We start from the raw sequence: 11,953 nt of genomic DNA, 5'->3' as shown, positions 1-11,953 counted from the left end.
AACGCTGGTCGTTTTTTATCCGATTCACGGTACTCAGAAACAAAAAGTATTTTCTGCAGCCATTTCATCACGATATAGCTCTCACCTTCGTGCATTGCCGTCTTGACGGCACACCGACTTCCGCGCACACTTCTTTTTGTGTCACGAATTGTTGACAGTTTTGTCTGGAGCGAAAAGGCAACCCCTATGAGACTACAAGTCTTTTGTGTCGATCGGCTTGGGATGACCCGTGAACTGCTGGATATTCTGGCGAGCCGGGAACTGGATCTGCGGGGAATCGAAATCGACCGCAGCGGTATTATTTATCTCAATTGTCCGGAAATCGAATTTGAAGAGTTTCGTCAGTTAATGTTTCAAATCCGTCAGTTAGATGGCGTGACGGATGTCCGTAAAATACAGTTCATGCCGAGCGAGCGTGAACACAAAGAATTGAAAGCTTTGCTGGAAGCGCTGCCGGATCCCTTTTTCTCTGTCAATTTACAGGGCAAAATCGATCTGGCCAATCAGCCGGCAGAGCAGTTATTAGGTAAAACCCGCGAAGCGGTACTGGGAGAAACCGTCCACAGTGTGCTGGGCTTCAACTTCCATCGCTGGCTGGAGAAAGACAGCGCCAAGCATTACAGCGAAATGGTGGTCTTGTCCGGCCTGGATTATCTGATGGAAGTCATGCCGGTCTACGTGGCCGATGAATCCGATAATGAAGTGCTGGCCAGTGCGGTGATTCTGCTGAAATCCCTGTCGGAAGCCAAAATGCCCCTGGCGATGCGCAAGATCAGCGGTGACAATGGTTTTGAACATCTGGTCGGGCAGTCTTCCCGTTTCCGGCATTTGATTGCGCAGGCGAAGAAACTGGCCCTGCTCGATGCGCCTTTACTGATCCAGGGCGAAACCGGGACAGGCAAAGAAATGCTTGCCAGAGCCTGCCACCAGCGCTCACTGCGCCGGGAAAAGCCATTCCTGCTGGTCAATTGCGTGTCGATGCCGGATAACGCCGCCGAAACCGAGTTGTTCGGGGTGGCTGGTACCGGTGGTGAATCCGGTAAGAAAGGTATTTTCGAACAGGCCAGCGGCGGTACGGTGTTCCTGTATGAGATCGGCGAGATGTCGGCTCATTTGCAGGTGAAACTGTTACGCTTCCTGCAGGATGGCACCTTCCGCCGGGTCGGTGAAGAGAAAGAAGTGCGGGTCGATGTCCGGGTGATTTGCTCCACACAGAAGCGATTACCGGATCTGGTTGCTGCGGGGCAATTCCGTGAAGATTTGTACTACCGCCTGAATGTGTTATCTCTGGTGGTTCCGCCGTTGCGGGAACGGGCGGCAGATATAGTGCCACTGGCTGAGCTCTTTGTGTCTCAGTTTGCTCAGGAGCTGCAGCAGGCGAAGCCTGTGATGTCAGATAAACTGTCCCAGATGCTGAGTCAGTATGCGTGGCCGGGCAATATCCGCCAGCTCCGCAATGTGCTGTTCCGGGCGATGACGCAGCTTGAAAGCGCCGAAATGACAGTCGATGATATTCAGCTGCCAGAGAATGAGTCGGCCAGCGTGATCAATGAAGAGACACTGGATGGCTCGCTGGATGACATCATGAAGCGCTATGAAACCGGCATTCTGACAAACCTGTACCGGAGTTACCCTTCTACGCGTAAATTGGCAAAACGATTAGGAGTGTCTCACACCGCAGTGGCGAATAAATTACGCGAGTATGGTATCAGTAAGCCGTAACCTGCTGGCAGCGCTATCTTAATTACCTGGAAGGTCGTTCTGCTAAAGTGGCCTGAGTTTAGGCTGGATGTGGCCTTTTTCAAGGGCCCGTAAAAGGTTGATTAAATCCAGCCCGAAACGGCAGCTGATTCTCGGGTTCTGGCAGATCACGCGGTGACAGGGGATGAGTATAGGAATGGGATTCACATTCTTAGCCAGTGCCACCGCCTGATGGGCTTGTTTATTGCCAAGTTGGACAGCCAGTTCCTGACTGGTGCGTGTTTCGCCATAGGGGATGGTCTGGATAGCCTGCCAGACCTGATGCTGAAAAGCTGTGCCATCGGGCGCTAATCGCAGTGAAAATTGCTGCCGCTTGCCTTCCAGGTATTGCTTGAGCTGAAGGGTGTACTCTTGTAATTTTTTAGGATGGTGAACCCAGCAGGGGGAGGCTGATAGCCGTCACTGGCAATGGTGAGCAGCTTCAGTCCCCGGTCGTCGGCCTGCAGATAAATCAGACCAAGCTCAGTGTTGATCAGGTCATAGTACATAGTTGCCTTTACCGGTCAGAGAGTCTTAACGGCTACCTTTCATCAGGCACAGGTGAACGCCTCAATGCCGGTAGCGTTAAAGTGAAAGTATAGTATGCAGAGGTCAGCTTGTTTCATTCAATCATGCAGCGTTCATCAACCTTGAAAGTTGATGGACTGACAGTGCGTCTGGTAACAAATAAAGATGCGCGTCAGATAGCGTCCTATTATCAGCGCAACAAACAGTTTCTCCAGCCCTGGGAACCGCTTCGGGATCCGGCTTTCTTTACTGTGGAAGGCTGGGAACGCCGCCTGACACAGCTGGCTGAGCTCCATAAACACCAGCTGGCGTATTATTTTGTTATCTTCACGGAAGGCTCAGAAGAAGTCTGCGGTGTCATCAATTTCAGCAACCTGGTGCGCCATCCTTTTTATGCCTGCCATGTGGGCTATTCGCTGGATGAGAAATGTCAGGGCCAGGGCATTATGCGCCGGGCGCTCAATGCAGCCATACGCTGGATGTTTGACGTGCAGCAATTTCATCGGGTGATGGCAGCTTATATCCCGCGCAATAAGCGGAGTGCGGCAGTCCTGAAATCGGCGGGTTTCGAGCAGGAAGGGGTTGCCCGTGAATACTTGTTGATCAATGGACGCTGGGAAGATCATATACTGACGGCCCGTATTAACCCGGACTGGTCGCAACCTTCGCAGTAACGGTTTGCAGAGCACATTGACTGCAGGCCGGTAAAACGGAAATAAAAAAGCTTGCGTTGACTGTATGCTCAGTACCGCAAGCTTTTTCGTTTCAGCGTGTTGCTCTGACTTATCAGTCGACAGTCAGGATACGCATATTGTTGGTACTGCCGACAGTGTCCATGATGTCACCTTGCGTGATAATCACCAGATCGCCTGCTCTCAACAGATTCAGCTCTTTCAGGTCGTTAATTGCATGTTTGGCAACATCCAGACCTGCATCACCGGCACGATCGAAATAGACAGGTGTGACACCACGATACAGTGCAGCGCGATTAAGTGTCTGCTCATTGCGAGACAACGCAAAGATGGGCAGGCCGGATGAAATACGCGACATCATCAGCGGTGTACGACCGGATTCGGTCAGGGTGATCATGGCAGTCACACCCACCATGTGGTTGGCGGCATACATGGTTGACATCGCAATGGTTTCTTCCGGGGTATCAAAGGTGCGGTCCATGCGGTGAGAAGACACGTTCACACTGTGCTCTTTCTCGGCACCCAGACACACGCTGGCCATGGCTTTGACGGTTTCAACCGGATAATCACCGGCAGCGGTTTCAGCCGATAACATGACCGCATCCGTACCGTCGAGTACGGCGTTAGCCACGTCCATCACCTCAGCACGGGTTGGCATCGGGCTGGTGATCATAGATTCCATCATCTGGGTGGCAGTGATGACAGTGCGGTTCAGGCTGCGGGCGCGGCGGATCAGTTTCTTTTGCACGCCAATCAGTTCCGGGTCACCAATTTCCACACCCAGGTCACCACGGGCAACCATCACAGCATCTGAGGCCATAATAATATCGTCCATGGCTTCTTCGCTGGCCACCGCTTCAGCACGCTCTACTTTAGCCACCAGACGGGCATTCAGGCCAGCATCGGTTGCCAGGCGGCGCGCATAGTGCATGTCTTCGCCGTTGCGGGGAAATGAAACCGCCAGATAGTCCACATTCATAGCAGCTGCTGTGATGATATCTGCTTTGTCTTTTTCCGTCAGGGCTTCGGCGGACAGGCCACCGCCTTTTTTGTTGATGCCCTTGTTATTGGATAACGGGCCGCCCACAGTCACTTTTGTGTGGACTTTGTTGCCTTCAACATGCGTGACTTCAAGTTGCACACGGCCATCATCAAGTAGCAGTAAGTCGCCAGGGCTGACATCTTTTGGCAGCTCTTTATAGTCAAGGCCAACCGCTTGCTGATTACCTTCGCCTTTCGGCAAGTCGCTGTCGAGGGTAAAAGTGTCACCGATAGCCAGCTTGATTTTGCTGTCTTTGAAGGTTGAAATTCGGATTTTCGGGCCTTGCAGATCGCCAAGTATAGCGACGTGGCGGCCAAGTTTAGCAGCGATTTCACGCACTTGTTTAGTGCGTTGAATGTGATCGTCAGGGCTGCCGTGCGAAAAGTTCATGCGTACCACGTTGGCGCCGGCCGCAATAATGGCTTCGAGGTTGTTGTCGCGATCGGTAGCAGGGCCGAGTGTCGTTACGATTTTGGTACGTCTTAACCTTTGAGACATGAAGCTCTCCATATAGTCGAAAGGATACGATGGGATGGGTTATAACTTGGGTATATAGTGTTAGCATTATCTGTAATTATATTACAGGTGCTTGTCGTAAAAAGGCGACATAGGACAATGAATTGACGACTTTGTCATCCGTGTTGGTCATTTTCATTCTCAGCTCAGCGGGTATTATTGTCCGTTTTAAACGCAGAGGGAATACTGAGGGTATAAAAAAAGCATGGCGGTATCACCATGCTTCGATGTTTTTCTGTCCTGAGTCTCATGAACAGGCTGTTGAGTTAAAATAACCCTTCTTTTGCAATGCGTGAATCTTTGATGGTCTCTTTGACGCGTTTCAGGTTCTCTCTGAAACCCGGGCCACGGCGCAAGGTAAAACCTGTGGCGAGTACATCGATGACCGTCATCTGTACCACGCGACTGGCCATCGGCATGTAGATGTCGGTATCTTCCGGTACATCAAGACAAATCGACAGAGAACATTCGCGATCCAGCGGCGAGTCTTTGGCGGTAATACCGATAACCGTTGCACCGTTTTCACGGGCCATCTCAGCAATCTCGACCAGATTCTTGGTACGGCCGGTGTGAGAGATCAGCACCACAACATCATTGTCAGTGCAGTTAATCACACTCATACGTTGCATCACAACGTCATCAAAGCAGACAATCGGGATGTTGAAGCGGAAGAACTTATTCATGGCATCATGGGCCACCGAGGCGGATGCTCCCAGACCAAAAAAGGAAATGCGTTTCGCCTGAGTCAGCAGATCTACGGCCCGGTTCACCTGCATCGGGTCAAGACTGCTCTTCGCGACATCCAGACAAGCCATTGTGGACTCGAAGATTTTGGCTGTGTAAGCTTCTGCGCTGTCGTCTTCTTCAACGTTACGGTTTACATAGGGAGTACCGTTCGCCAGACTTTGAGCAAGATGGAGTTTAAAATCCGGGAAACCTTTAGTATCAAGGCGACGGCAGAAACGGTTGACCGTCGGCTCGCTGACATCGGCCATTTTGGCCAGCGTCGCAATGCTTGAGTGAATGGCGGTTTGCGGGGATGCGATGATAACTTCAGCAACCTTGCGCTCAGACTTACTGAAGTTTTCTAAATTATTTTGGATTTTTTCAAGGGTATTCATACGATAACCGCGATTCGTTGCTGAATTTCAAAATAGGCGAGTTCGTTGGGACGCTGCCAAATATGATGAAACTATACTACTTTTCTTTTCAGGCCTCCTAGCAAATCTCAGAAAATCACTTTTCCTTTTTATTATAGTTTGATCACGATCTACTTTCCCTTTCAGTTTTGAAGTGATTTTAAAGGGGGAAAATGAATGAATTGCCGAGTATTAAGCTGCTTTGTGTTATTTATTTTCAATCCGCGGAATTAATTTACAGTTTGAATTAAATGTACAACAAAAACACAACGAATAAGTTTCAAAGGGAATTACGATGAAAAAAGTAAAGCGTGTCAGTGTCAGTGTCTGTGGTTGTGGCTGGTTAGGTTTACCTTTGGCTAAGCGCCTGAATCAATCCGGTTATGAAACATTCGGTTCAAAGCAGACCCAAGCGGGTGCTGAAGAATTAGAACATCAGGGGCTCAAAGGTGTCGTAGTTCGTTTGCCGCTCGAGGCGCATTCGCCAGCGCTGAACGCATTTTTAGCGGCAGATGTCATGGTGCTGAATGTACCGCCCGGGAGACAAACAGCGTCAGCTGATGAATACAGTGCAAAAATCCTGTCTTTATCTGAGGCAGCGAAAGCGGCCGGTTGTCATCGGTTGATTTTTATCAGCACCACCTCGGTGTACGGAGAAGCCGAAGGGGAAATTACGGAGTTCACTGTGCCTGAGCCGGCGACAGAATCTGGCAGGGTTCATGTTGAACTGGAACAGCAACTCCGTCAGGCATGGGGTGAGGATCTTGTGGTGTTGCGTTTGGCAGGCTTGATTGGCCCTCAACGGCATCCGGTGAAGTTTCTGGCTGGACGGCAAGGCATTGCCAATGGCGGGGCGCCAGTCAATCTGGTGCATCTGGAGGATGTGATATCAGCCGTGATGGCAATGCTAGAACGTTGGCCGGCAATGACGACGTTGCATCTGTCTGCACCCCAGCACCCCAGCAGGGAAATGTATTATCGGGAAATGGCGCGTTTGGCAGGATTCGCCCTGCCTGAGTTTCAGCCTGGTGGCGAGCAGGGAAAATGGATCAATGCGTCCGCAACCGTTGAGGCTCTGGGGCTGAACTGGCGTTATGAGGATCTAATGACTCTGGCTCCCGAGCTCTGAGGGAGAGCCCAAAGGCTTCACCATGTATGCTCAGTGTTGCGATCGCCAGATAAAAAAATCCCGCTGAAAAGTCAGCGGGAGGAATTTATCCTTAACACAATTAGGAGTTTAGCAGCAGTGGCATTGTCGATTAAAGCTGTTCAGTGAACCATTCATTGGCGGCCGGTTATCAATCACTTCGTTAATCTTAATGTCACTAGTTATGACCGAGCGCTCATCGCTTAGTTCCGATTCCGCAGCGATTTTTTTGAAATATTTTCTAACCAATTGATATCTATAAGGCAAAATGAACCGTTTTTTTAAACAACCGCGCACTTGCTAAAACGGTTAAGCAAAGGTCGTCTGTCATAGGGTGAAAATGAAAGAAAACCCGTTTCCAGATGAAAACGGGCTTTGAAGAAAATCTTCTAAGAAAAAGCAGTGGCACTATGTATGACTCCGGTATTTAGCCTTGGTTCCCACCGTACTTCGCATTATTTAAAATTTTTTCTTTTCTTCTCCGTTTCAATACTGTTCATCACTTGTTAAATCTGTTAGCAAGGTGTAGAGTTTAAACATGTGTTTAATACGGGTGACTTAACATGGTAGTCAAAGCTGATACAAAAAGCCGCATACTGGACGCCGCTGAACTCTTGTTTGCAGAGCATGGCTTCAAAGAAACATCGCTGCGAACAATAACCAGTAAAGCGGGAGTCAACCTGGCCTCTGTGAACTATCACTACGGTGATAAAAAAACGCTTATCCGGGCCGTGCTGAGCCGCTACCTGGAAGAATTCATGCCAGCGCTCAAGCAGGAGCTGGAAGTGCTGCTGACCCGCGATGATTTCAGCATGGAAGATGTCTTCCGTTGTACCAAGCAACCATTGCTGAAGCTGGGTAATTTCCGTTCGGGTGGTGCCACTATTTTTATGTCCCTGATTGGTCGCGGTTATACCGATGTTCAGGGCCATTTGCGCTGGTTTATCGTCACGCGTTACAGCCCGGTGCTGAACCTGTTCACCAAAGCGGTGTGCCGCGCCAATCCATCATTAGATCCGGAAACCCTGTTCTGGCGTTTGCATTTTACCTTAGGGGCATCCGTTTTTACGATGGCATCCAGTACCGCACTGCGCGAAATTGCTGAAAATGATTTCAAATGTACTGTGTCGACCGCCGATCTGATTGATCGCATGGTGCCGTATCTCGCTGCGGGTGTTGCCGCGCCGATAGAGATGCCTGCGCCCGTATCAGCAGCGACAGAGAATTCGTACTGAACCCTGCAAAAAAACGATAACAGTTAACTCTCGCCAAGACGTGGCAGAAAGACAAAAGGACGTGACCCATGAGTAATAAAAGTCTGAGACAACGCTACATCAGTGATCCTGCTTTTAAGGTATTTAAGAAAGTGTTACCACCACTGTCTGATACCGAACGGGAAGCCATGGAGGCAGGCAGTGTCTGGTGGGACGGTCAGCTTTTCGCCGGTAAGCCGGACTGGAATACTTTGCTGAATTATCCCAAGCCGAAGCTGAGTGACGACGAACAGTCTTTTATTGACAATGAGCTTGAAACCCTGCTGAAAATGCTGGATGACAACCAGATTGTTCGTGAAGATCGCGATTTGCCTTCTGAGGTGTGGGAGTACCTGCGCAAGGAGAAATTCTTCTCATTGATCATTGGCAAAGAGTACGGCGGTCGCGAATTCTCAGCACATGCCAACTCAACCATAGTGACGCGTATTGCCACCCGAAGCCAAAGTGCCGCCGTGTCTGTTATGGTACCCAACTCGTTGGGCCCGGGTGAACTGCTGAGTCACTATGGGACAGAAGCGCAGAAGAATTACTGGTTGCCACGTCTGGCTGACGGTACAGATATCCCGTGTTTTGCACTGACCGGCCCGGAGGCGGGCTCAGATGCCGGCGGCATTCCGGATATGGGTGAAGTCTGTTACGGCGAGCATGAAGGTAAGGAAGTTCTGGGTATCCGCGTCAGCTGGAACAAGCGATATATTACCCTGGCACCTGTTGCGACTGTGCTGGGTCTGGCCTTTAAGCTGCGTGACCCGCAAGGTCTGATTGGTGATCAGAAAGAGATCGGCATTACCTGTGCCCTGATTCCAACCAGCCATGAAGGCGTTGAAATTGGTGAGCGTCACGATCCGCTGGGCGGCGCGTTCATGAACGGTCCTACCCGTGGCCAGGATGTGTTTATTCCTATGGACTGGGTGATCGGCGGTCAGGACTATGTCGGGCGCGGCTGGCGTATGCTGGTGGAATGTCTGTCAGCAGGGCGTGGTATCTCGCTGCCGGCACTGGGCACGGCCATCGGCCATCTGACATCACGCAGCACCGGCGCTTATTCTTATGTGCGTAAGCAGTTCGGTATGTCGATTGGTCACTTTGAAGGGGTGGCTGAAGCACTGGGGCGTATTGGCGGCATGACCTACATGCTGGAAGCGGCCCGTACCCTGACAACCACGTCACTGGATATGAAAGAAAAACCGGGCATAGTGACGGCAATTGCCAAGTACCATATGACGGAAATTGCCCGTACTATCCTCAACGACGCCATGGATATTCACGCCGGACGGGGGATTCAGGCCGGACCGATGAATTATCTGGCCAATCAGTACATTGGTATGCCTGTGGCGATCACGGTGGAAGGGGCGAACATTCTGACCCGTAACCTGATGATCTTTGGTCAGGGGGCGACCCGTTGTCACCCTTATGTGCTGAAAGAAATGGAAGCCGCGGCGAATCCGGATGCAGATCAGGCAGCGAAAGACTTCGACCAACTGCTGTTCAAACACATTGGTTTTGCGGTGGGCAATGTCAGCAAAGCTCTGCTCAATGCCTTTACCGGCTCCAAACTCAACCGGGCACCGGTATCGGGTGAAACGGCGTATTACTATCGTCATCTGTCCCGCATGAGCCGTGCTCTGGCGGTAGCGGCAGATTTCTCTATGCTGTCGTTGGGCGGTGAACTGAAACGCCGTGAAATGGTGTCTGCGCGTCTGGGTGATGTGTTAAGTCATCTGTATCTGGCATCTGCTGTACTGAAGCGGTATGAAATGGAAGGCCGTCAGCAAGAAGATCTGCCTCTGGTTCATTACGCGTTACAGCACTGTCTGAACAAGTGCGGTGTTGCGTTTGATGAAGTCTTCAATAACTTCCCGCGCAAAGGGGTTGGCCGGGTACTGCGTACACTGACCTTCCCGCTGGGAATTCACTACGAAGCACCAAAGGATGAGCTGAAACTGGCGATTTCCAAGCTGCTGATGACCCCAGGGGTTGCGCGTGACCGACTGACCACCAACTGCTATATCGGTGAGAAAGACAATGATCCTGTGGCGATCATGGAGCGTGCTTTCGTTGCCATGTACGGTGTGCGCGATATTGAGCGTAAACTGGCGAAAGCGGTGAAAGCCGGTACTGTGCCTCGCAAGGCACCGTTGGCTGAAAAACTGAAGATTGCCCTGGATGCGGGAGTAATCACAGAAGCTGAGGTTGAGAAAGTGCATAATGCTGACCAGTTGAGATCGCATGCGATACAAGTGGACAGCTTCGCACCCGAAGCATTTAAAAAGGGCGCCTTACAGCCAGGGAAAGCCGCCTGATAAGCAATGATATTGCTTCATGAAGAATAAACCTGGTGGTCAAATATGCCGCGCATTTGCGCGGCATTTTTTTCACCGGCTCAGCTATCCTGAAGAGGCCTGGGCTTTTAAGACGTATCCTGATTGTCTGTGGGTGCTGTTTTCTTCAGCAACTCATGGCTCAATATCAAAGAATCAGCCTTAACACCTCCAACCACTGGTCGATTTTAGCGGTTTCGAACATAAAACTGATGCGAATTAGTGACTAACCTTTTATCCTACGGGCAACAGAACAAAGGAAGAAAACGAAATGATCATCAAACCAAAAATTCGTGGATTCATTTGTACAACGACTCACCCAGTGGGTTGTGAAGCAAACGTCAAAGAGCAAATTGAATACACCAAGTCTCAGCCTAAGCTGGAAAATGGCCCTAAGCGTGTATTGGTGGTTGGCTCTTCCACTGGCTACGGTCTGGCTTCTCGTATCGCGGCAGCATTTGGCTCCGGCGCTGCGACTATCGGCGTGTTCCTGGAAAAGCAAGGCACAGAGAAAAAGCCGGGTTCAGCGGGCTGGTATAACTCTGCGGCGTTTGATAAATTCGCCAAAGCAGAAGGTCTGTACTCCAAGAGCCTGAACGGTGATGCTTTCTCGCATGAAATGAAGCAGAAAGTGATTGAGCTGATCAAAGAAGATCTGGGTCAGATTGACATGGTGGTTTACTCACTGGCATCCCCAGTGCGTAAAATGCCGGATTCAGGCGAGCTGATTCGCTCCAGCCTCAAGCCGATGGGCGAGACTTATACAGCGACAGCGGTTGATACCAACAAAGATGTCCTGATTGAAGCGAGCATTGAGCCTGCCAGCGAGCAGGAAATTGAAGATACAGTGAAAGTCATGGGCGGCCAGGATTGGGAACTGTGGATCAATGCGCTGGCTGATGCCGGCGTGCTGGCTGAAGGTTGTAAGACGGTTGCATACAGCTACATTGGTACGGAAATTACCTGGCCAATCTACTGGCATGGCGCACTGGGTAAAGCCAAAATGGACCTGGACCGCGCTGCCAGCGAACTGAGCCATAAACTGGCCGATATCAAGGGTACGGCAAACGTTGCTGTGCTTAAGAGTGTGGTGACGCAGGCCAGTGCGGCGATTCCTGTAATGCCATTGTATATTGCAATGGTCTTCAAAAAAATGCGCGAAGAAGGTGTTCACGAGGGCTGTATGGAGCAAATCTTCCGTATGTTCTCACAGCGCCTGTATAAAGCCGATGGCTCAGCCACTGAGCTCGACAGCGACAACCGCCTGCGTCTGGATGACTGGGAACTGCGTGACGATATCCAGGAGCACTGCACAACGCTGTGGCCACAGGTAACGAATGAGAATCTGTTCGAAGTGACAGACTATCAGATGTACAAAGACGAGTTCATGAAACTGTTTGGCTTTGGTCTGAATGGCGTGGACTATGATGCAGACGTCAATCCAGTGGTCGAGTTCGACGTTCAGGATGTCTGATCACTTTATGGTGATTACAAAAACGCTGTGATAAAAAAACCGCCCAAGTTGGCGGTTTTTTTATGGCTGATATTTTTGTG

The 11,953-nt window shown here is 50.6% G+C and carries 9 protein-coding genes; 6 read left to right on the top strand and 3 right to left on the bottom strand.

Annotation, left to right across the window (positions count from 1 at the left end; genetic code table 11):
• Positions 1–186: 186 nt before the first annotated feature.
• On the top strand, positions 187–1,722 hold the full coding sequence (tyrR, locus tag P4S53_RS18335) for a transcriptional regulator TyrR (RefSeq protein ID WP_337113816.1): 1,536 nt from the start codon (positions 187–189) through the stop codon (positions 1,720–1,722).
• A 42-nt stretch (positions 1,723–1,764) separates the two neighbouring features.
• Here the strand turns inward: tyrR and P4S53_RS22670 are convergent, their stop codons facing one another.
• Entirely contained in the window at positions 1,765–1,998 is a 234-nt protein-coding gene (locus P4S53_RS22670) for a methylated-DNA--[protein]-cysteine S-methyltransferase (protein WP_442958695.1), read from the bottom strand.
• A 359-nt stretch (positions 1,999–2,357) separates the two neighbouring features.
• Between P4S53_RS22670 and rimJ the strand changes: the two genes are divergently transcribed.
• Positions 2,358–2,942, top strand: a complete 585-nt coding sequence (gene rimJ / locus P4S53_RS18325; protein WP_337113814.1) for a ribosomal protein S5-alanine N-acetyltransferase — start codon at positions 2,358–2,360, stop codon at positions 2,940–2,942.
• Positions 2,943–3,054: 112 nt separating this feature from the next.
• On the opposite strand, the gene pyk is transcribed toward rimJ, so the two are convergent.
• Together pyk and P4S53_RS18315 are read right to left on the bottom strand one after the other, a co-directional pair.
• The gene (gene pyk / locus P4S53_RS18320; protein ID WP_337113813.1) at positions 3,055–4,500 is read right to left on the bottom strand and encodes a pyruvate kinase; all 1,446 of its coding nucleotides are present in this window, start codon (positions 4,498–4,500) and stop codon (positions 3,055–3,057) included.
• Between the two features lie 284 nt (positions 4,501–4,784).
• Entirely contained in the window at positions 4,785–5,639 is an 855-nt protein-coding gene (locus tag P4S53_RS18315; RefSeq protein ID WP_046219713.1) for a MurR/RpiR family transcriptional regulator, read from the bottom strand.
• 313 nt (positions 5,640–5,952) lie between these two features.
• Here P4S53_RS18315 and P4S53_RS18310 point away from each other — a divergent pair, with 313 nt between their 5' ends.
• The 4 genes from P4S53_RS18310 to fabV all read left to right on the top strand — a co-directional run bounded on the left by P4S53_RS18310 (position 5,953) and on the right by fabV (position 11,873).
• Positions 5,953–6,786 carry an NAD-dependent epimerase/dehydratase family protein gene (locus P4S53_RS18310; protein WP_337113812.1) on the top strand — a complete coding sequence of 278 codons (834 nt, stop codon included), beginning with the start codon at positions 5,953–5,955 and terminating at the stop codon, positions 6,784–6,786.
• Positions 6,787–7,367: 581 nt separating this feature from the next.
• On the top strand, positions 7,368–8,039 hold the full coding sequence (locus P4S53_RS18305) for a TetR/AcrR family transcriptional regulator (RefSeq protein ID WP_120511160.1): 672 nt from the start codon (positions 7,368–7,370) through the stop codon (positions 8,037–8,039).
• 68 nt (positions 8,040–8,107) lie between these two features.
• A complete protein-coding gene (locus tag P4S53_RS18300) occupies positions 8,108–10,381 on the top strand; it encodes an acyl-CoA dehydrogenase (RefSeq protein WP_337113811.1) in 2,274 nt (757 codons plus the stop codon).
• Between the two features lie 289 nt (positions 10,382–10,670).
• Positions 10,671–11,873 carry an enoyl-ACP reductase FabV gene (fabV, locus tag P4S53_RS18295; protein ID WP_337113810.1) on the top strand — a complete coding sequence of 401 codons (1,203 nt, stop codon included), beginning with the start codon at positions 10,671–10,673 and terminating at the stop codon, positions 11,871–11,873.
• Positions 11,874–11,953: the final 80 nt, after the last annotated feature.

The organism is Photobacterium sp. Hal280 (genome assembly GCF_037162255.1).
GTDB lineage: Bacteria > Pseudomonadota > Gammaproteobacteria > Enterobacterales > Vibrionaceae > Photobacterium.
This window is presented reverse-complemented; position numbering and strand designations above follow the sequence as displayed.

Bases quoted from the DNA above. Each gene is read 5' to 3' on its own strand.
- P4S53_RS18305 (WP_120511160.1), top strand. From the start codon at position 7,368: ATGGTAGTCAAAGCTGATACAAAAAGCCGCATACTGGACGCCGCTGAA.
- tyrR (WP_337113816.1), top strand. From the start codon at position 187: ATGAGACTACAAGTCTTTTGTGTCGATCGGCTTGGGATGACCCGTGAA.
- P4S53_RS18315 (WP_046219713.1), bottom strand. From the start codon at position 5,639: ATGAATACCCTTGAAAAAATCCAAAATAATTTAGAAAACTTCAGTAAG.
- P4S53_RS18310 (WP_337113812.1), top strand. From the start codon at position 5,953: ATGAAAAAAGTAAAGCGTGTCAGTGTCAGTGTCTGTGGTTGTGGCTGG.
- fabV (WP_337113810.1), top strand. From the start codon at position 10,671: ATGATCATCAAACCAAAAATTCGTGGATTCATTTGTACAACGACTCAC.
- pyk (WP_337113813.1), bottom strand. From the start codon at position 4,500: ATGTCTCAAAGGTTAAGACGTACCAAAATCGTAACGACACTCGGCCCT.
- P4S53_RS18300 (WP_337113811.1), top strand. From the start codon at position 8,108: ATGAGTAATAAAAGTCTGAGACAACGCTACATCAGTGATCCTGCTTTT.